Raw genomic sequence first — 18712 nt, forward strand, 5'->3', positions numbered from 1 at the left:
GCACGACGCCGGCCGCGCGCCCGGGCGCGGCCGGCGCCTCCCCTTCCGGGCACCACCAGACCCCCACGATTCCGCAACCGGATCCATAGGAAACCACAGAAAGCAGAAACCATGCGCATGTTCGGTACGGCAGGAAAGGCCGCGGCCGTCGTGGCCATCGCGGCGCTCGCACTGACAGGCTGCGGACGCTCGGAGTCGAGCAGCTCCAGCAGCGCCAGCGGCGGCACCGGCGGGTTCCCCGCGGGCTCGACGATCGGCGTCGCCCTCCCCCAGAAGACGTCGGAGAACTGGGTCCTCGCGGAGGGGCTGTTCAACGATGGGCTCAAGGCTGCGGGCTTCAACCCGGATGTCCAGTTCGCCAACGGTGGCGTCTCGGAGCAGCAGAACCAGATCTCGGCCATGGTCACCAAGGGCGCCAAGGTCATCATCGTGGGCGCCATCGACGGCTCCCAGCTGGGCACCCAGGTGCAGCAGGCCAAGGCCGCCGGCGCCACGGTCATCGCCTACGACCGCCTCCTGAAGAACACGGACGCGGTGGACTACTACGTCGCGTACGACAACTACAAGGTCGGCCAGCTGCAGGGCCAGGCGCTCCTGGACGGCATGAAGGCGAAGAAGCCGAACGGCCCGTACAACGTCGAGCTGTTCGCCGGGTCCCCTGACGACGCCAACGCGAAGGTTTTCTGGGATGGGGCGATGAACATCCTCCAGCCCAAGATCGACGACGGCACGCTCAAGGTGCTCTCGGGCCAGAAGTCCTTCGACCAGGCCGTGACCCAGGGCTGGAAGGCGGAGAACGCGCAGAAGCGCATGGACACCATCCTCGCCGCGAGCTACAACTCCGCGCCGCTGGACGGCGTGCTGTCCCCGAATGACACCCTGGCCCGCGCGATCATCACCTCGGTGAAGAGCGCCGGAAAGCCGGTCCCGGTCGTCACCGGCCAGGATTCCGAGGTCGAGTCGGTCAAGTCCATCATGGCGGGCGAGCAGTACTCGACCATCAACAAGGACACCCGCAACCTCGTGGCCAAGGCCATCGACATGGTCAAGAAGCTCCAGGCGGGCCAGAAGCCGGACATCAACGACGACAAGTCCTACAACAACGGCGTCAAGACGGTCCCGGCCTTCCTGCTGCCGCCCCAGATCGTCACGAAGGCCAACGCCAAGGAGGCCTACGCCAACGACCCGACGCTGAGCAAGCTCACCCAGTAGTCTCCCCGAGCGCTCAGCCTCTGACGGCGGCCGTCCCCACTGCGGGGGCGGCCGCCGTCGCCGTCTGCCGTCCTCCGCGGATCGCGCGCAGGGCGTTGAGGATGGTCGCGAGGTCCACCGCCTCCTGCAGGAGGGCGCCGACGACGGGGGGCAGCAGGCCGGTGAGGGCTACCGCCATCAGGCCCACGCTCAGGGCGATGCCGAGCCAGATGGACTGGAGCGCCACCCGCACGGTGCGCTGCGAGATCTCGACGGCATCCGCCGCCCGGGAGATGTCGTCGACGAGCACCACCGCGTCCGCGGACTCGCTGGCCGCCGTCGAGCCGCGGGCGCCCATGGCGATCCCGACGTCGGCGGCGGCGAGGACCGGCGCGTCGTTGACGCCGTCGCCGACCATGAGAACGGGGCGCGGCTGGGCTGCCCTGACAATCTCGACCTTGTCGAGCGGCAGCAGCTCCGGGCGCACGTCCGTGACGCCGAGGTGGGAGGCGATGCTGTGGGCGGTCGACGCGCCGTCGCCCGTGAGCATGACCGTGTGCCGCGCGCCCAGGTCGCCGAGGCGGGCGAGGGTGGCGCGGGCCTCGGGCCGCGGGAGGTCCCGCAGCACGACGACGCCGGCGAACGCGCCGTCGACCGCCACGTAGACGGCCAGCTCCCCCGGTTCGAGCGGGGGCTCGGGGATCGGGCGCCCCGTCTCGGCCGCCACGAAGGCCCGCTTGCCGACGAGGACGCGCTGGCCGGCGATCTCGGCGAGGACTCCGTTCGTCGCGGCCTCCTCCGCTCCCCCGCCCGGGAGGAGGACGACCCCCTGGGCCACGGCCGCCTCGACCACGGAGGCGGCGAGCGCGTGGGTCGAGTACTGCTCGGCGGAGGCGGTGAGCGTGAGGAGCTGCTCGGCGTCGAACCCGCGCTCGGGCCGGACCGCGACGAGCTCGGGACGCCCGCGCGTGAGCGTGCCGGTCTTGTCGAAGGCGGCGGTCTTCACCCGGGAGAGCAGCTCGAGCACCGCGCCGCCCTTGACGATCACGCCGTGCTTCGCGGCCCGGCTCATGCCGCCCATGAAGGCGACGGGGGCCGCGATGAGCAGCGGGCACGGCGTGGCGACCACGAGCACCTCGGCGAACCGCCGAGGGTCGCCGGAGACCCACCAGCCGACCCCGCCGACGGCGAGGGAGAACAGCGTGAAGGGGACGGCGTACCGGTCCGCGAGGCGCACCACCGGCGCCCGGCTCGCGGCGGCCTCGCGGACGAGCGCCACGATCTGGGAGAACTGGCTGTCCGCCGCGGTGGCCGTGGCACGGAGCACGGCCGCCCCTGTCCCGTTGATGGAGCCGGAGAGGACGGGCTCGCCGGCCAGCCGGTCCACGGGGAGGCTCTCCCCCGTCAGGGAGGACTCGTCGAAGGTCGCGGCCGGGGATTCGAGGGTGCCGTCGACCGGGACCACCTCGGCGGGACGCACCACGAGCAGGTCCCCCGGCATGACCTCCTCGAGCGCCACGTCCTCCACGGTCCCGTCCGCCGCCTGCCGGTGCGCCGCCCTGGGGGCGCGGTCGAGCAGGGCGGTGAGCTCGCGCTTGGCCCTCCCGGCGGCGTAGTCCTCGAGCGCCTCGCCGCCGGAGAGCATGAGCACGATGATCACGGCGGCGATGTACTCGCCCACGAGCAGGGTCGCGACAATGGCTGTGACGGCGAGGATGTCGAGCCCAAAGTGGCCCCGGAGGATCTCCCGGACCATCGTGACGAGCGTCCAGGCACCCACCGCGCCGGCGAACACGCTCGCCGTGATGAGCGCGGCGTCCCCCTGGCCGAGGCCGGCGAGGAGCAGGGCAGCCGCCAGCACGACGAGGGCAGCGATGACGATCGGATACCTGCGGGCGAGACGGAGCGTCCTCATGGTCCGATCCTCCCGCCCGCCGTGGCGCCCGTCCAGCAGGGCACGGGCCGCCGGACGTCGGCGCCGCGTGGCCGCGGCCGCCGCCCCGCGGGCCGTGGAAGGATGGGCGCATGACACGTCACATCCAGCGGCCGTGGCTGTCGCTGCAGCCCACTGACGATCCGCTCGAGCCGACCGGGCGCACGGTCCGGTGGGGCGTGGTGGCGACGGGCGGGATCGCCCGGACCGTCGCGCGGGACCTCGCCCTCCTCCCGGACGCGGCGCTGCACGCGGTCAGCTCGCGGGTCCACGAACGTGCGCTCGCCTTCGCCCGCGAACTCGGGGCCCTGCGCGCGTACTCCGACGAGGGCGCACGGCCCGGCTACGTCCAGCTCGTCGAGGATCCGGACGTCGACGTCGTCTACGTGGCCACGCCGCACGGGCAGCACTACGAGGTGGCCCGCGCCGCCCTCGAGGCCGGAAAGAACGTGCTCGTCGAGAAGGCCTTCACGGTCAACGCCCACGAGGCGCAGGAGCTCGTGGCCCTCGCCGAGGCGAAGGGGCTGTTCCTCATGGAGGCGATGTGGAGCCGGTTCCTGCCCGGCATGCTCAGGGCCTTCGACATCATCGAGTCGGGCGAGATCGGCGAGGTGCAGTGGGTCTCGGCGGACCTCGGCTTCCCCGCCCCCAAAGACCCCGCGAGCCGGCTCTGGGACGTGCCGGCCGGGGGCGGGGCCCTGCTCGACCTGACCGTCTACCCCCTCCTCTGGGCGGTCGGCGCCCTCGGCTTCCCGGACTCGCTCACCGCGGTCGGGAAGCTCAACGACGCCGGGGTGGACGAGCAGAACGTGCTCACCCTCTCCTACTCGGACGGCCAGCTCGCCTCGCTCATCTCCTCACTGGTGGCCCACGGGCCCCGGACCGCGACCGTGGCGGGGACCGAGGGGGTCCTCACGAGCGTCGGCAGCGTCAACAACCCCACCGAGCTCGTGGTGAGGCGCGGGTGGGACCCGGCGCGCACCGAGAAGATCGAGGTCGTGGGCCGCGGCTACGTGTACGAGCTGCGCGAGGTGGTCCGGTGCGTGCAGCAGGGCGTCTTGGAGAGCCCGACGATGCCGTGGAGCCACAGCGTGGACACGATGCGGCTGTTCGACGGCGTCCGCCGCCAGCTCGGCATCAGCTACCCGAACGACGAACGGGGCTGAAAAAAGCCGGGCCCCGCGTCTGGACCTCCGGCGCCGGACGTTCCTAGGATAGCCGGACAGCCCATCCGGGCCGCCGTCTGACTGGGGAGGAGGGCGCGGGATGCGCAACCATGCCGACTGGCGCAGCCGAGCGCTCGTACTCGCCCGCCATGCCGCGGCGGCCGCGGGCCTCGGCCTGGGCTGGTTGCTCCTCTCGGGCGGCGCCGCAAGCGCCGCGGCACCTCCACCCGGCGACCTCCTCGGCTCCGTCGTGGCTCCTTCCGTCCAGGCGCCCCCGGCTGCCGGGACCCGGGCTGTCGGCGACACGGACGGCGACCCCGTCTCGCGCACGACGGCGCCACTCACCTCCGACCCGGCCGGCGCCGTCGCCGGGCTCACCGCAGATGCCGTGCAGCCGCTCACCGACGGCTCTCTCGCGCCGCTCTCCCCCGCCCTCGCCCCTGTCGTGTCCGGGGCCTCGGACACCCTCGACACCGCGGTGGGCACCATGGGCAGCGCGGTGGGCACCGTGGGCAGCACAGTGGACGCCGTGGGCAACGCGGCCCAGACCGTCGTGGACAGCACCACCGCGGTCCTGCCAGCTCCGCGGGCCGAGGCACCGGATCCCGTCCCGTCCCCGGCGCCCGCTCCCGTCGGCACACCGAGCGCCTCGACCACGGACCTGCTGGGAGCTTCCGGCTCCGGGCCGGCGGCCGAGGCCAGTGTCCCCTCGACGGGCTCTGGCACACAGGCGGCCGCCGCCGTCCCCACGGGCGCCACGGCGGACTCCGCGGCGGGGACCCTCGTCAGCGGTCCCATTGTGTCAGCGGCGGTCATGGTCGATGCCGCCGCGGGCGTGCTTCCCGGTGAGCCGTCGCCCACCTTCCCGGCGCTTCCGGTGCTGCCCATCACCGCCGACGCCACGGGTGCGACACTCCTCGGTTCCGCCGGCTCCGGGCCCAGCCCGGCCGCTCTGGCCGCCGCAGCTTTCGCCCTCGCACTCGCCTGGCGGACCGGTCCGCGCGGGCGTCGGCGTGCCACGCCACTTCCGGCGCTGCCGGCCTTCGATCCCGGTTCGACTCCCGATTAGGAGGGGACGAGTCTGCCCCCGTGCAGGCACATGCGTCCCGGGCGCGCAACGCGCCATCGAATCGTTGTCAGGAGAACAACCGTGAATACCTTGATGCGCCGGGCCATGCTCGGCACCGTGGTCGCAGGAGGCCTGCTCGGCCTCGGCCAGGCCGCCGCCAGCGCGGATGCGACCACCGTCACCACAGATCCCAGCGCGGTTGTCACCGCGCCCGCCGCGGTGACAACCTCACCGCTCACCGCCGCCACCGCTCCCGTGCTCACGCTCAATGCCCCGACCGGCGCCACCGGCACCGTCGTCGGCGGCACCGCCAGCGGAACGGGGTCCTCATCGGGCACCCTCGGCGGGGTCGGCGCCGTCACCAACGCGGTGGCGACCGTCACCGCCCCGACCGGCGCCACCACCGGCGCCGTCCTCACCGGAACCGGAGCCGGGACCGCAACTGGCGCGGGCACCGACCCGGACGCCGCCCCTGCACCGGCAGCCGTCGGCGGGGTCAGCGCCGCCAGCAACCCGGTGGCGACCATCACCGCCCCGACCGGCGCCACCACCGGGAGCACCGTACTCGGCAGCACCGGCACCGGCACGGACGGCAACGCTGGACCGGCGCTCACCCTGCTCGGTGGCACCTCGGCCGACGAGGGCCCGCTCGGCGGGACCGAGACCGGAAGCCAGGATGGCAGCGGGACGGGCACCGGTGGATTGGCGCTGCCCGCGAGCGACCTTGTACAAGGTCTTCTCGGGAGCCCCGGCTTGATCTCAGGTCAGGGGGTGACGACGCCTGCCGCTGACGTGCAGGGGGCCACGGGCGGTGAAGACCAGGCCACGGGCACAGGCGCACCCACATCGACCGCTGGCACGAACGTCGCTTTGACCCCAGCGCAAGCGGCCATGGGGCCATTTGGGTCCGGCCTGGCATCCGACGCGGGCACCCTAGCTGGTCCAACCGTTGGGTTGACTGCCGGCTCGGGCCAGGCAATGGGTCCTCTCCCCGCCACCGGTACGGGTGGGTCCCGGCCGAACGCGGTAGCGGGAACGCAGACGAACGCGCCCTCCGGGGCGCCGCAGGCCGCGCAGGCTCCGGGGGTGTGCCTGGCGTCGCTCGCTCAGGACGCGGGTGACGGCCTGAGCCTGACGCTCGCGATGGTCCTCGCGGGCCTCGGCCTGCTGCTCGGTGCCGGCGCCGGCCTCGGAACGGGGCTGGTGCTGCGCCGCCGCCCTGCCACCGCGGTGGCCTGATGCGTCCTCCGGCGCCGGGCCGCGGCTGCCGTCCCGACCGGACGTGGTGAGTTGGGGCATCACGACCGGTGGGACCCGGCGGCCCCGGCCCGGCGTCGGCGGACAGAGCACGACGGCGCCCCGCGCCCGGGGTGACGAGTTCACCTCGGGCGCGGGGCGCCGTCGTCCGGAAGGGGGCGTCAGGCCGCGATGCTCGCCCAGCGGCCGGACGCGCGACCGAAGAGCAGGCCGCTCGCCGAGAAGCGTCCCGGGCCGACGAGGGCCACTGCAGCGGCGCCTGCCGCGAGCACGAGCACGAGCTCCATGCCGCCCTTCTCGACGAACATTCCCGCAGAGATGTGCACGAGGAACAGCGCGCCGAGCATCTCGAGGGCCAGGAGCGCACCAGCGATCCGAGTCAGCACCCCCAGGACGAGCAGAGCACCGCCCGCGAGCTCGAGGGTGGCGGCCACGGGAGCGGCGACTCCGGCCGCGGGGACGCCCATCTGCGCGAAGGCGCCCTGCGCGCCGGGGATGGTGAACTCGAAGAACTTCTGCCAGCCGTGGGCCAGGAAGACGGCGCCGAGCGCGACGCGCAGGATCGTGCGGGCGGTGTCGGCGAGAACGGGGCTGTTGGCTGGTGCCATGGTGGGCTCCTTGCTGTCAGGGGGCATCGGCTCTGTGGCCGCCTGCGAGGCGGACACGTAAATTGAAGCTTCAACCATTATCGGGGACAGCCGTCCCGTGTCAAAAAGCGTGACGACCCGTACGGCTCCCACGACGCCGTCCGCGAGACGACGACGGCGCCCGCGCGCCTGAGGTGGTCGGTCACCTCGGGCGCACGGGCGCCGTCGTCGTGGGCGGGGCTCGGCCCGCTCGGAAGACTGCCGGCGCTACTTGGCCAGGCCGTCCACAATCCCGTTGAGGGTCTTGGACGGGCGCATGACCTCGAACACCTTCTCCTCGTCCGGGCGGTAGTAGCCGCCGAGCTCGACCGGCGAGCCCTGCACCGCGAGCAGCTCCGAGACGATGGCCTCCTCCTGGGAGGCCAGAGCCTCGGCGACCGGCGCGAACGCGGCGGCCAGGCCGGCGTCGTCCGTCTGCTTCGCCAGCTCCTGCGCCCAGTACTGGGCGAGGAAGAAGTGCGAGCCGCGGTTGTCGATCGTGCCGAGCTTGCGGCCCGGGGACTTGTTCTCGAGGAGGAGCGTGCCCGTGGCGCGGTCGAGCGTGTCGGCGAGGACCTTCGCGGCCGGCAGGTTCGCCTGCTCGGCGTAGAGCTCGAAGGACGGCACGAGCGCGAAGAACTCGCCCAGGCTGTCCCAGCGCAGGTAGTTCTCCTTCACGAGCTGCTGGACGTGCTTCGGGGCGGAGCCGCCCGCGCCCGTCTCGAACAGGCCGCCGCCGGCGATGAGCGGGACGACCGAGAGCATCTTGGCGCTCGTGCCCAGCTCGAGGATCGGGAACAGGTCGGTGAGGTAGTCGCGCAGGACGTTGCCCGTGACCGAGATCGTGTCCTCGCCCTTGCGGAGCCGCTCGAGCGTGTAGGCGGTGGCCTTCGCGGGCGCGAGGATCTCGATGGTGAGGCCCTCGGTGTTGTGCTCGCGGAGGTACTCGCGGACCTTCGCGATGAGGTTGCGGTCGTGGGCTCGGTCCTCGTCGAGCCAGAACACGGCGGGGGTGTCCGTGGCGCGGGCGCGGTTGACGGCGAGCTTGACCCAGTCGCGGATCGGCACGTCCTTGGTCTGGCAGGCGCGCCAGATGTCACCGGGCTCGACCGCGTGCTCGATCAGCACGTCCCCGGCCCGGTTCACGAGCTGGACCGTGCCAGCGGCCGGGATCTCGAACGTCTTGTCGTGGCTGCCGTACTCCTCGGCCGCCTGCGCCATGAGGCCCACGTTCGGGACGGTGCCCATCGTGGTGGGATCGAGGGCGCCGTGCTCGCGGCAGTCGTCGACCACGGTCTGGTAGACGCTGGCGTAGGAGGAGTCGGGCAGGACCGCGAGCGTGTCGTGCTCCTGGCCGTCCGGGCCCCACATGTGGCCGCCGATGCGGATCATGGCGGGCATCGAGGCGTCCACGATCACGTCCGAAGGGACGTGGAGGTTGGTGATGCCCTTTTCCGAGTCCACCATCGCCAGGGCGGGGCCCTCCGTGAGCCCCTTCTGGATGAGGTCCTTGACGCCGTCGCGGACGTCCTCGGGCAGCGCGTCCAGGCCGTTGAGGATCGCGGCGAGGCCGTTGTTGGGGCTCAGGCCGGCGGCCGCGAGCTGCTTGCCGTAGGTCTCGAACAGCTCCGAGAAGTACGCGGTGACGACGTGGCCGAAGATGATCGGGTCGGAGACCTTCATCATGGTCGCCTTGAGGTGGGCCGAGAAGAGGACGCCCTCCTCCTTGGCACGGGCCACCTGCGCAGCGAGGAAGTCATCGAGCGCTGCCGCCCGCATGACGGTGCCGTCCACGACTTCCCCGGCGAGGACCTTGATGCCCTTCTTGAGCTCCTTGACCGTGCCGTCGGAGAGCACGAGCTGGATGGTGAGCGAATCGTCCGAAGGCATGACCACGGACTTCTCGTTGGAGCGGAAGTCGTTCTCGCCCATCGTGGCCACGTTCGTCTTGGAATCCGCGCTCCAGGCACCCATCGAGTGCGGGTTCTTGCGCGCGTAGTTCTTGACGGACAGCGGAGCGCGGCGGTCGGAGTTGCCCTCGCGGAGCACCGGGTTCACCGCCGAGCCCTTGATCTTGTCGTAGCGCGAGCGGATGTCCGTCTCCTCGTCCGAGGAGGGGTTGTCCGGGTAGTCCGGCAGCGCGTAGCCCTGGGACTGGAGCTCGGCGATGGCGGCCTTGAGCTGCGGGATCGAGGCGGAGATGTTCGGCAGCTTGACGATGTTGGCCTCGGGCGTCTTGGCGAGGGCGCCCAGCTCGGCGAGTGCATCCGACTGCTGCTGCTCAGCGGTCAGGTAGTCCCCGAAGGCGGCAATGATGCGGCCCGACAGGGAGATGTCCCGCGTCTCGATCTGCACACCCGCCGCCGAGGAGTAGGCCTGGACAATCGGCAGGAAGGAGTGAGTCGCCAGCATCGGCGCCTCGTCCGTGTGCGTATAGATGATGGTGGCCATGGGTGGGCGCCTCCTGCGGAGCTGGAGCAGACCGCGGCGCGGATGCGCGCATTTGCATGGGCCGCAGTGTGCGTGAGTGCTGCTATGTCAACGTCCTTAACTTACCGGAGAGAGCGCGCTGGCCCGATTCGTGACTGTCTTAAGGCCCGGATCGGGCCCTCGGGTCCCTAGACTGGCCCGGGAGGCAGGAGCCGCTGGCCCCATGCCTGCCATCGATCAGCAGCGATCCTCAGGGGAGAGAATGGCACAGCATTCCGCGTCTGTCGGCGACGAGGACGAGGCCCCAGAGCCGGCGATCGAGGAACTGGGGGCCCTGGTCCTGCGGGTGTGGCGGGAGCGCGGCACCGAGCAGGGCCTCAGGGTGCGCATCCTCGCCTCGGAGGGCCAGAACGAACCGGCGAGCATGGCCGTGCTCGCCGACCCCGAGGCCGCACTCGAGGCCGTCAGGAAGTGGCTGGACGCGCGGCAGGAGCCGCCCGGGCCGCCGCGGGGCTGAGCCTCCCCCCGTCCGCTGGAGCGGACCCACGCTGCCCGTGTACCCGGAACGCCGATTCGGCGACGAGATGCGTACCCGAAATGGTGTGGGGGCGACGAGATGCGTACCCGAGACGGCGGGAGGGAGGCCGGGTCCCGTGGCCCCGCCTCCCTCCCCTACGGGTGGTGCGTCAGTGGAAGAAGTGGCGCGCGCCCGTGAAGTACATCGAGATGCCGGCGGCCTTGGCGGCCTCGACGACCTCCTCGTCGCGGACGGAGCCGCCGGGCTGGACCACGGCCTTGACCCCTGCGTCGATGAGGATCTGCAGGCCGTCGGCGAACGGGAAGAACGCGTCCGACGCCGCGACCGCACCGCGCGAGCGCTCCGGCGCCGCCCCCGAGCCGCCGGTGCCGGACGCGCCGCCGGCCGAGTCGACGTCGGACGTCACCTCCACGCCGAGGGTATTGGCGCGCTCGACCGCGAGGCGGCACGAGTCGACCCGGTTGACCTGGCCCATGCCGATGCCCACGGAGGCGCCGTCCTTGGCGAGCAGGATCGCATTCGACTTGGCGGCGCGGGAGGCCCGCCAGGCGAAGGCGAGGTCGGCGAGGGTCGCCTCGTCGGCCGCCTCGCCCGCGGCGAGGGTCCAGCGGGCCGGGTCGTCGCCCTCGGCCGAGAAGGTGTCGCTGACCTGAGCGAGCACGCCCCCGGAGATCTGCTTGATCTCGGTCGGGTAGCGGCCGTAGCCCTCGGGGAGGGCGAGGAGGCGGATGTTCTTCTTCTTCGAGAGGATCTCCACGGCCTCGGGCTCGAAGTCCGGGGCGATGACGACCTCGGTGAAGATGCCCGCCACGGTCTCGGCCATGGCGCGGGTCACAGGGCGGTTCGCCGCGATGACGCCGCCGAACGCGGAGACCGGGTCGCACGCGTGCGCCTTGCGGTGCGCGTCCGCGATGGGGTCCTCGGCGCCGGGGGTGGCGACGGCGATGCCGCACGGGTTCGCGTGCTTGACGACCGCGACGGCCGGCTCGTCGAAGTCGAAGGCGGCGCGCAGGGCGGCGTCCGCGTCGACGAAGTTGTTGTAGCTCATGGCCTTGCCGTGGAGCTGGTCCGCCTGGGCGATGCCCGCCGGGGCGGCCCGGTCCACATACAGCGCGGCCGGCTGGTGCGGGTTCTCGCCGTAGCGGAGCACCTCGGAGCGCTCGAGCGCGAGCCCGGCGTAGGCGGGCCAGTGCACCGCGCCGTTCTCGTCCTCGTCCGGGAACTGGCTCGCGGTCCACGTCGCCACCGCGGTGTCGTAGGCCGCAGTGTGCGCGAACGCCTTGGCCGCGAGGCGGCGGCGCGTGCGCAGGTCGAAGCCGCCGGCCTTCGCGGCCGCCACGACGTCGCCGTAGGCTCCCGGGTCCACCACGATGGCGACGGCGGCGTGGTTCTTCGCCGCGGAGCGCACCATGGCGGGGCCGCCGATGTCGATCTGCTCGACGACGTCGTCCATCGCCGCCCCGGAGGCGACCGTCTCCACGAACGGGTACAGGTTCACCACGACGAGGTCGAACGGCTCGATCTCCATCCGCTCGAGCGTCTCCATGTGGGCCGGGACCCGGCGGTCGGCGAGGATGCCGCCGTGCACGCGCGGGTGGAGGGTCTTCACGCGGCCGTCGAGCATCTCGGGCGAGCCGGTGACCTCCTCGACCTCCTGGACCGGCACGCCGGCGGCGGCGATCCGCTTCGCCGTCGAGCCGGTCGAGACGATCCGCACGCCGGCCTCGGAGAGCCCGACGGCGAGCTCCTCGAGCCCCGTCTTGTCGTACACCGAGATCAGGGCTCGGCGGATGGGAACGCGGTCCAGCTGGGTCACAGGCACTCGTCTTTCTCGAAGCAGCAGCGGGGAGGGGTCGGCGCCATTCTACCGTCGCCGTCCGCGCCCGCCCGGGCCGCGGTTGGTTGACCGAGGCCGCGGCGGGGAAGGGTCTGGCGAGAGGTGCCCGAAGCATCCCGTCACCCAGCGAGGAGGTCCGCTGTGCGCGCAATGGTCTACCGGGGCCCGTACAAGGTCGCGGTCGAGGAGAAGGACGTCCCCTCGGTCGAGCACCCCAACGACGCGATCGTCCGCGTCACGCTCGGGGCGATCTGCGGCTCAGACCTGCACCTGTACCACGGGCTGATCCCGGACACCAGGGTCGGGACCACCTTCGGCCACGAGTTCATCGGAGTCGTCGAGGAGGTCGGCCCGTCGGTGCAGCACCTGAAGGCGGGCGACCGCGTCATGGTCCCCTTCAACGTCTACTGCGGCTCCTGCTACTTCTGCGCGCGCGGGCTGTACTCCAACTGCCACAACGTGAACCCCAATGCCACCGCGATCGGCGGGATCTACGGCTACTCGCACAGCTGCGGTGGGTACGACGGCGGGCAGTCCGAGTTCGTGCGGGTCCCCTTCGCCGACGTCGGCCCCTCCCTCATCCCCGACTGGATGAGCGACGAGGACGCGGTCCTGCTCACCGATGCCCTCCCCACCGGCTACTTCGGGGCGCAGCTCGGGGACATCTCCGAGGGGGACACCGTGATCGTCCTGGGCGCGGGGCCCGTGGGGCTCTTCGCCGCCGCGTCCTCGTGGCTCATGGGGGCCGGGCGCGTGATCGTGGTCGACCATCTCTACTACCGCCTCGCCAAGGCCCGGGAGTTCGCGCACGCCGAGACCTACAACTTCGCCGAGCACCGGGACATCATCCTCGAGCTGAAGAAGGCCACAGACTACCTCGGGGCCGACGTCGTCATCGACGCGGTCGGCGCCGAGGCGGACGGGAGCTTCCTCCAGCACGTGGCCGGGACCAAGCTCAAGCTCCAGGGCGGCTCCCCGATCGCCCTGAACTGGGCCCTCGATGCCGTCCGTAAGGGCGGGACGGTGTCCGTCCTCGGGGCCTACGGGCCCGCGCCCACCGGCATCAAGTTCGGCGACGCCATGAACAAGGGCCTGACGATCCGCGCCAACCAGTGTCCGGTCAAGCGGCAGTGGCCGCGCCTGTTCGAGCACCTCCGCAACGGCTACCTCAGGCCCAGCGAGCTCGTCACCCACCGCATCCCGCTCGAGCACATCGCCGAGGGCTACCACCTCTTCTCGGGCAAGCTCGATGGCATCATCAAGCCCCTCGTGGTACCCGGGGCGTCCTGAAAGGAGCCAGCCATGCCGTACACCGCCGACACGCGCCGCCAGCCGCCGAGCAGGGACGAGCTCCGCAACCGGATCCCCGGCTGGGGCGCGGACCTGGACCCCGCGGACCGGCCCTCCGTGCCGCGGGAGAAGCACGAGCCGACCGGGGCGCATTGGGACTTCCCCGAGCGGCATCCGGAGAACACACCGCGCGAGCGGTCCCTCGAGCACAAGTTCCTCACCCCGGTGTTCGGCACCACCGCTCCCCTGCACGGGTTCTCCGGCGCGATCCGCCGGTTCGCGTACCGGCGGTACAGCGAAGGACAGACGCCGCACTGGCTGCTGCTCCTCGCCGGCGACCGCGTGGACGCCTGGGAATCGCATCTGCGCTCGCTCGCGACCGGGCGCCCCGACAACCCGGTCACGCAGACGGGCATCCTCGCCGAGCCCGGGCACCGGCCGCTCTCATCCCGGTTCGGTCGCAACCGCGCGGACCTCAAGCACGCATGGATGGACCCGGTGATCGTGGGCGGCCCGTGGGCTGCGGCCGCCGTCCTCGCCTGGGCCGGCGCCCGCAAACTCCTGACCTCCCCCTCCCGCCGCTAGCGGTCCCCACCTCCACCACCGAAAGGCACATCACATCATGGGATTCAAGCTCAGCCACGGCGTCCTCCGTCTCGTCTCGGGCGCCTTCATCCTCAACTCGGGGGTCTCCAAGCTCTCGCTCGACGACGAGGGCTCGGCACGCCTGCAGGACATGACGGCCCACGCGATTCCGCAGGCCAAGCAGGTCTCGCCGAAGATGTTCGGCAAGATGGTCGCCGGCGCCGAGATGGCGCTGGGGGCCGCCCTGCTGGCACCCTTCGTCCCCACCCGGCTCGCGGCGCTGGGCCTCACGGCGTTCTCGAGCGGCCTGCTCGCCGTCTACGCGAAGACCCCGGGGCTGACCCAGTCCGACGGGATCAGGCCGACGCCGGCCGGGGTGCCCATGGCCAAGGACGCCTGGCTCGCCGGGATCGGCGTGGCGCTGCTCATCGACCGCAAGCACCACCCCGTCAAGGCCCGGCGCAAGGTGGCCCAGGCCAGGGCCGCCCAGGCGAAGACGGCGATCAAGTCGGCCGTGAAGTAGCCGCCCGGTTTGGGTCCCGCACCGCGGGGTACAAGTAGAGGGTCCCCACAGCGCCAACTTCGCTAGGAGAAACGCATGTCTACCGTCCAGGAAACGATCGATGTTGCCGTCCCCGTCGCGACGGCGTACAACCAGTGGACCCAGTTCGAGTCCTTCCCGCACTTCATGGGGGGCGTCGAGTCCGTGGTCCAGCAGGACGACACCCACCTGCACTGGACCACGAAGGTGGCCGGGCAGACCCGCGAGTTCGACACGGTGATCACCGAGCAGAACCCGGACGAGCGGATCGCCTGGAAGAGCACCGACGGCCCCAACCACGCCGGCGTCGTCACCTTCCACCGGCTCAACGACGCTGAGTCGCGGGTCTCCGTGCAGTTCGACTGGGAGCCCGGTTCCGCGACCGAGAAGATCGGTGCGGCCTTCGGCGCCGACAACGCCCAGGTCAAGAGCGACCTGAAGAAGTTCAAGGACTTCGTCGAGTCCCACGGCGCCACCGGCGGATGGCGCGGTTCCGTGGACGCGCCCCCGCAGGGCGGCGGCACCCTCTGATCCACGCACTTTCCGCGCACGACGGCGCGTGCACCGCTGCGGCGGGCACGCGCCGTCGTGCGTCTGCCCGCCGCGGGACGGCGACGGCCCGGTGGGACAGCGACGCCAGGCGGGGCAGGGCCGCTCAGGCCGGTGCGGGGACCTCGCCCGCGGCAAGCCGGCGCAGGACATCGATGAGCAGCCGCCGCTCGATGACCTTGATGCGCTCGTGGAGCGAGTCCTCGTCCTCGCCGTCGGCGACCGCGAGGGCCTCCTGGGCGATGATCGGCCCGGTGTCCACCCCGGCGTCCGCCCAGTGGACCGTGCAGCCAGTGACCTTCACGCCGTAGTCGAGGGCGTCGCGGACGCCGTGCGCGCCGGGGAAGGCGGGCAGCAGTGCCGGATGCGTGTTGAGGTAGCGGCCGCCGAAGCGCGCGATGAACTCGGCGCTGACGATCCGCATGAAGCCCGAGGAGACGACCACGTCCGGACGGTAGGAGGCCACCTTGTCCGCGAGCGCGGCATCCCACTCGGCCCTAGTGGGGAACGAGTTGAAGTTCACCACGAACGTCTCGATGCCGGCCTCGTCCGAGCGCTCGATGCCGTAGGTGCCCTCGCGGTCGGCGCCGACCGCGGCGATCTCGACATCGAGCTCGCCGGCCCGCACGGCGTCGATCACGGCCTGCAGGTTGGAGCCGGTGCCGGAGACGAGGACCACGATGCGCATGGGGCCACCTTACCGGCGCAGCGCGCGCCCGCAGGTCCGCGCGCCGGTAGGGTGGAGAACCGTGACCGCCCAGGCCTCCCTTGCCCGCACCCAGCTCCTGCTCCGCGCCCTCGCGGTGGCCGTCCTCCTGACCTGGATCGCGGCGGCGCACGGCGTCGGCTGGGCCTGGGCCTCGGCGCTGCTGTCCGCAGCCGTGCTGGGCGGCGGGGTCACGGTGCTCGTGCGCGTGGGGCGCGGCGGCCACCCCCGGTCGCTGGCCGTGGGTGCCGTGGCGGGCATGCTCGTCGGGCTGCTGCTCGGGCTCTACTCCGCGGCCGCGCTCGCATTCGCCGGGCAGGTGGCCCGCTTCGAGGACTGCTCGCACCACGCGATCACCATCACGGCCAAGGACTCCTGCCAGGCCGACCTGCGCGCCGCGCTGGCCGCGGCCGCGGGCCGGGGCTGAGCCTAGACGTCGGCTGAGTCGGCGCTGCGGGAGCGGGAGCGCTCGAGCCAGGGCCCGAGGGCGTAGCCGAGGCAGGCCCCTATCGCGGTCTCGGCCCCGACCCAGACGAGCATCCACAGCGGGCTCACGCCGAGCTCCGTGAGCCTGCCCACGCCGGCGGAACCGCTGGTGAGCCACGCGAGCCCCGCCGCCAGGGCGCCCGCGACGGCGCCGACGAGCGCGCCGAGGAAGAGCGCCGAGACGGGCGCGGAGAACCAGCGCGCGCGGACCTTGATGGAGAGCCACTCGTCGAAGTGGTCCTCCCCCTCGCGCACGAACCACCAGCCGGCGGCGAGGCCGCCGAGCACCGGAACCACGAGGGCCGCCGGGCCGAAGACGAGCGGGCCCGTCGGCACGGCGGCGAGCATCGGGACCGGCGGGAGCGGCCCCACCGCGGTGGCGAGCGCCCCCGCCGTCGAGCCCGTCCCGAGCGCCACGCCCGCGCCGGAGGCCCAGCCCAAGGTCCAGACCACGAGGTGCGGGATGTAGCCGATCTGGGCGACGGTCAGGGCGGCCCCGCCCACGGCGTCGGCGCCGACGCCCTCGAACACGGCCACCGCCTCCGCCCAGTGGCCCAGGAGGTCCACGGCGAGCAGCAGTGCGGCGACGGCGAGCGAGGTCAGCAGGCCCACGGCCCCGGCGCGGAACGCCGCCCAGACGTAGCTGCCGGCCCAGCGCGAGTACTGGCCGGTGCGGGCGATCCAGTCGACCGCGTCCACCCCGATCAGCCGGGTCCAGGCGCCGGCCTCGCGCCGGGCGCCGGCCACGAGGCCGAGGCCGGCCGGGATGAGCGGGATCAGGGTCGCGGCGACCATGCCCACATCCACCTGGGGGGTGCGGCACACGAACGCGGTGGCGAACGCGAACCCGGCGTAGGCGGCCGCGGCGCCCGCGAGTGCCTGCCACAGCGTGTCCGCATACGAGGCGCGGGCGAGCCGCCGGCCCGCCCGCCAGGCCAGGAGCACGGGGATCAGCGTGAGCCCGAGCGGGATCAGGGACAGGGTCCCCGTCACGGGCTCGGCGGCCTCGCCCGTCCCGGCGGCCAGGCTGAGCTTGAGCGGCACCCCGTGGGCGAGGAGCCACGCCTGGCCCGCGAGGCGGGCGGCGTCCTCAGGCGCCCAGGGCCCCAGTCCGCCCGTCGCCCAGACGGCGAACACGGGGACGATCGCCAGGACGGCGGAGATCAGGAGGGCTTGGACGGCTTCCGCGACTCCCTGGAGCCACAGCGGCATGGGGAGCCCGCGGAGTCCAGACTGGTCGGCGCGGAGTTTCATCGCCCTCCACTGTGCCACGGCGCCGCCGGTGCGCCGCTCAGGCGCACCGGCGATCGGCGCTGCCCGGTGTCAGGAGAGGTGGAGCCGGTCCTCGGCGCTGAACGGCCGGATCTCCTCCGTGCGCCCCTCGCGGACCTTCTCGACCCAGCGCGGGTCCGAGAGCAGGACGCGGCCCACCGCGACGAGATCGAACTCACCGCGGCCGAACTGCGCCAGCAGGGCCTCGAGGCCGCGGACCTGGGAGCGGCCGCCCTCCTGCCACGTGACCTCGAACTCGTTGTCCAGGCCCACGGAGCCGACCGTGATGACGGGCAGGCCGGAGAGCTTCTTGGTCCAGCCCGCGAGGCCGAGCGCGGCGTCCTCCGCCGCGCCGCCGGTGCCGGCGGCCTCGGGGAACGCGGCCTCCCAGTGGCGGCGGGTGGAGGGGTGGAACGCCGAGACGCCGGCCTCGGCGAGCGTGCGCAGGACGGTGCCGAGCTCCTCGGGCGTCTGGGCGATCCGCGCGCCGTAGTCGCCGGACTTCCACTGGGAGAAGCGGAAGATCACCGGGTAGTCGGGGCCGACGGCGGCGCGCACCGCCGAGGCGACCTCTGCGGGGAAGCGGAGCCGGGCCTCGAGCGATCCGCCGTACTGGTCCTCGCGGCGGTTCGTGCCCTCCCAGAGGAACTGGTCGAGGAGGTAGCCGTGGGCGCCGTGGAGCTCGACCCCGTCGAACCCGGCCTCCTTGGCCGCGGCGGCGGCACGGGCGAAGTCGTCGCGGATGCGCGCCAGTTCCTCCACGGTCGCGGCGCGGCCGCGCTGGGCGCCGTTCGGGGCGATCCCCGAGGGGCTGAGGGAGGGCAGCTCCGGGTTGAACTCGGCGTGGTCGCCGCGGGCGGCGCCGAGGTGCCAGAGCTGGGGCACGATCGCGCCGCCGGCCGCGTGGACCTCCTCGACCAGGCGGCGCCACGCGGCGAGCTGGGCCTCGCCGAAAAGGCGCGGCACCCGGGTGCTCGGGCCGGAGTCCTCCGAGACGTACACGCCCTCCGTGATGAGGAGCCCGACGCCGGCCGCGGCGCGGCGCGCGTAGTAGCCCACGACGTCGTCCGTCACCGTCCCCTCGGGCGAGAACTCGCGCGTCATGGGAGCCATGACGAAGCGGTTGGGCACGCGGAGGGTGCCGAGGTCGAAGGGGGTGAAGAGGCTCGAGAGCGGAGCCGCCGAGGCGCGGCCGGAAGCGGTGTCCTGGATCGTCATGCTCTGGGCAACGGGACC

The 18712-nt window shown here is 72.6% G+C and carries 17 protein-coding genes; 10 read left to right on the forward strand and 7 right to left on the reverse strand.

Features of this window, described 5'->3' with window-relative positions:
- Nucleotides 1–111: 111 nt before the first annotated feature.
- On the forward strand, nucleotides 112–1212 hold the full coding sequence (locus ACVWWH_RS08685; protein WP_066496817.1) for a substrate-binding domain-containing protein: 1101 nt from the start codon (nucleotides 112–114) through the stop codon (nucleotides 1210–1212).
- 13 nt (nucleotides 1213–1225) lie between these two features.
- Here ACVWWH_RS08685 and ACVWWH_RS08690 read toward each other — a convergent pair whose 3' ends face one another.
- On the reverse strand, nucleotides 1226–3106 hold the full coding sequence (locus tag ACVWWH_RS08690; RefSeq protein ID WP_457316291.1) for a heavy metal translocating P-type ATPase: 1881 nt from the start codon (nucleotides 3104–3106) through the stop codon (nucleotides 1226–1228).
- 110 nt (nucleotides 3107–3216) lie between these two features.
- On the opposite strand from ACVWWH_RS08690, the gene ACVWWH_RS08695 reads away from it, so the two are divergent.
- The 3 genes from ACVWWH_RS08695 to ACVWWH_RS08705 all read left to right on the forward strand — a co-directional run bounded on the left by ACVWWH_RS08695 (nucleotide 3217) and on the right by ACVWWH_RS08705 (nucleotide 6598).
- Nucleotides 3217–4290: a Gfo/Idh/MocA family protein gene (locus ACVWWH_RS08695; RefSeq protein ID WP_457316292.1), complete on the forward strand. Its 1074-nt coding sequence runs from the start codon at nucleotides 3217–3219 to the stop codon at nucleotides 4288–4290.
- A 100-nt stretch (nucleotides 4291–4390) separates the two neighbouring features.
- A complete protein-coding gene (locus ACVWWH_RS08700; RefSeq protein ID WP_457316293.1) occupies nucleotides 4391–5359 on the forward strand; it encodes a hypothetical protein in 969 nt (322 codons plus the stop codon).
- Between the two features lie 81 nt (nucleotides 5360–5440).
- Nucleotides 5441–6598, forward strand: a complete 1158-nt coding sequence (locus ACVWWH_RS08705; protein ID WP_457316294.1) for a hypothetical protein — start codon at nucleotides 5441–5443, stop codon at nucleotides 6596–6598.
- Between the two features lie 179 nt (nucleotides 6599–6777).
- Here the strand turns inward: ACVWWH_RS08705 and ACVWWH_RS08710 are convergent, their stop codons facing one another.
- A complete protein-coding gene (locus ACVWWH_RS08710) occupies nucleotides 6778–7224 on the reverse strand; it encodes a DoxX family protein (RefSeq protein ID WP_066496808.1) in 447 nt (148 codons plus the stop codon).
- Between the two features lie 246 nt (nucleotides 7225–7470).
- The gene (locus ACVWWH_RS08715; protein WP_457316295.1) at nucleotides 7471–9693 is read right to left on the reverse strand and encodes an NADP-dependent isocitrate dehydrogenase; all 2223 of its coding nucleotides are present in this window, start codon (nucleotides 9691–9693) and stop codon (nucleotides 7471–7473) included.
- A 241-nt stretch (nucleotides 9694–9934) separates the two neighbouring features.
- Between ACVWWH_RS08715 and ACVWWH_RS08720 the strand changes: the two genes are divergently transcribed.
- On the forward strand, nucleotides 9935–10189 hold the full coding sequence (locus ACVWWH_RS08720) for a hypothetical protein (protein WP_457316296.1): 255 nt from the start codon (nucleotides 9935–9937) through the stop codon (nucleotides 10187–10189).
- 169 nt (nucleotides 10190–10358) lie between these two features.
- On the opposite strand, the gene purH is transcribed toward ACVWWH_RS08720, so the two are convergent.
- Nucleotides 10359–12032, reverse strand: a complete 1674-nt coding sequence (purH, locus tag ACVWWH_RS08725; RefSeq protein ID WP_457316297.1) for a bifunctional phosphoribosylaminoimidazolecarboxamide formyltransferase/IMP cyclohydrolase — start codon at nucleotides 12030–12032, stop codon at nucleotides 10359–10361.
- Nucleotides 12033–12188: 156 nt separating this feature from the next.
- Here purH and ACVWWH_RS08730 point away from each other — a divergent pair, with 156 nt between their 5' ends.
- The 4 genes from ACVWWH_RS08730 to ACVWWH_RS08745 all read left to right on the forward strand — a co-directional run bounded on the left by ACVWWH_RS08730 (nucleotide 12189) and on the right by ACVWWH_RS08745 (nucleotide 14994).
- Complete coding sequence (locus ACVWWH_RS08730) at nucleotides 12189–13337, forward strand: zinc-dependent alcohol dehydrogenase (RefSeq protein ID WP_457316298.1); 1149 nt, start codon at nucleotides 12189–12191, stop codon at nucleotides 13335–13337.
- A 12-nt stretch (nucleotides 13338–13349) separates the two neighbouring features.
- Complete coding sequence (locus tag ACVWWH_RS08735) at nucleotides 13350–13922, forward strand: hypothetical protein (protein ID WP_457316299.1); 573 nt, start codon at nucleotides 13350–13352, stop codon at nucleotides 13920–13922.
- A gap of 37 nt (nucleotides 13923–13959) precedes the next feature.
- Nucleotides 13960–14445: a DoxX family membrane protein gene (locus ACVWWH_RS08740; RefSeq protein ID WP_457316300.1), complete on the forward strand. Its 486-nt coding sequence runs from the start codon at nucleotides 13960–13962 to the stop codon at nucleotides 14443–14445.
- A 75-nt stretch (nucleotides 14446–14520) separates the two neighbouring features.
- Entirely contained in the window at nucleotides 14521–14994 is a 474-nt protein-coding gene (locus ACVWWH_RS08745; protein ID WP_066496796.1) for an SRPBCC family protein, read from the forward strand.
- A 124-nt stretch (nucleotides 14995–15118) separates the two neighbouring features.
- Here the strand turns inward: ACVWWH_RS08745 and purN are convergent, their stop codons facing one another.
- The gene (purN, locus tag ACVWWH_RS08750) at nucleotides 15119–15700 is read right to left on the reverse strand and encodes a phosphoribosylglycinamide formyltransferase (RefSeq protein ID WP_447421469.1); all 582 of its coding nucleotides are present in this window, start codon (nucleotides 15698–15700) and stop codon (nucleotides 15119–15121) included.
- Nucleotides 15701–15761: 61 nt separating this feature from the next.
- Between purN and ACVWWH_RS08755 the strand changes: the two genes are divergently transcribed.
- Complete coding sequence (locus ACVWWH_RS08755) at nucleotides 15762–16145, forward strand: hypothetical protein (RefSeq protein ID WP_447421468.1); 384 nt, start codon at nucleotides 15762–15764, stop codon at nucleotides 16143–16145.
- A gap of 2 nt (nucleotides 16146–16147) precedes the next feature.
- On the opposite strand, the gene ACVWWH_RS08760 is transcribed toward ACVWWH_RS08755, so the two are convergent.
- Nucleotides 16148–17458: a cell division protein PerM gene (locus ACVWWH_RS08760; protein ID WP_457316301.1), complete on the reverse strand. Its 1311-nt coding sequence runs from the start codon at nucleotides 17456–17458 to the stop codon at nucleotides 16148–16150.
- A gap of 69 nt (nucleotides 17459–17527) precedes the next feature.
- Nucleotides 17528–18694 (reverse strand): NADH:flavin oxidoreductase, encoded by a 1167-nt coding sequence (locus tag ACVWWH_RS08765; protein WP_457316302.1) that lies wholly within the window; start codon nucleotides 18692–18694, stop codon nucleotides 17528–17530.
- Nucleotides 18695–18712: the final 18 nt, after the last annotated feature.

This window comes from Sinomonas sp. RB5 (assembly GCF_054063535.1).

Bases quoted from the DNA above. Each gene is read 5' to 3' on its own strand.
- ACVWWH_RS08765 (WP_457316302.1), bottom strand. From the start codon at position 18,694: ATGACGATCCAGGACACCGCTTCCGGCCGCGCCTCGGCGGCTCCGCTC.
- ACVWWH_RS08695 (WP_457316292.1), top strand. From the start codon at position 3,217: ATGACACGTCACATCCAGCGGCCGTGGCTGTCGCTGCAGCCCACTGAC.
- ACVWWH_RS08735 (WP_457316299.1), top strand. From the start codon at position 13,350: ATGCCGTACACCGCCGACACGCGCCGCCAGCCGCCGAGCAGGGACGAG.
- ACVWWH_RS08690 (WP_457316291.1), bottom strand. From the start codon at position 3,106: ATGAGGACGCTCCGTCTCGCCCGCAGGTATCCGATCGTCATCGCTGCC.
- purN (WP_447421469.1), bottom strand. From the start codon at position 15,700: ATGCGCATCGTGGTCCTCGTCTCCGGCACCGGCTCCAACCTGCAGGCC.
- ACVWWH_RS08760 (WP_457316301.1), bottom strand. From the start codon at position 17,458: ATGAAACTCCGCGCCGACCAGTCTGGACTCCGCGGGCTCCCCATGCCG.
- ACVWWH_RS08745 (WP_066496796.1), top strand. From the start codon at position 14,521: ATGTCTACCGTCCAGGAAACGATCGATGTTGCCGTCCCCGTCGCGACG.
- ACVWWH_RS08710 (WP_066496808.1), bottom strand. From the start codon at position 7,224: ATGGCACCAGCCAACAGCCCCGTTCTCGCCGACACCGCCCGCACGATC.
- ACVWWH_RS08700 (WP_457316293.1), top strand. From the start codon at position 4,391: ATGCGCAACCATGCCGACTGGCGCAGCCGAGCGCTCGTACTCGCCCGC.
- ACVWWH_RS08715 (WP_457316295.1), bottom strand. From the start codon at position 9,693: ATGGCCACCATCATCTATACGCACACGGACGAGGCGCCGATGCTGGCG.
- ACVWWH_RS08685 (WP_066496817.1), top strand. From the start codon at position 112: ATGCGCATGTTCGGTACGGCAGGAAAGGCCGCGGCCGTCGTGGCCATC.
- ACVWWH_RS08740 (WP_457316300.1), top strand. From the start codon at position 13,960: ATGGGATTCAAGCTCAGCCACGGCGTCCTCCGTCTCGTCTCGGGCGCC.
- ACVWWH_RS08720 (WP_457316296.1), top strand. From the start codon at position 9,935: ATGGCACAGCATTCCGCGTCTGTCGGCGACGAGGACGAGGCCCCAGAG.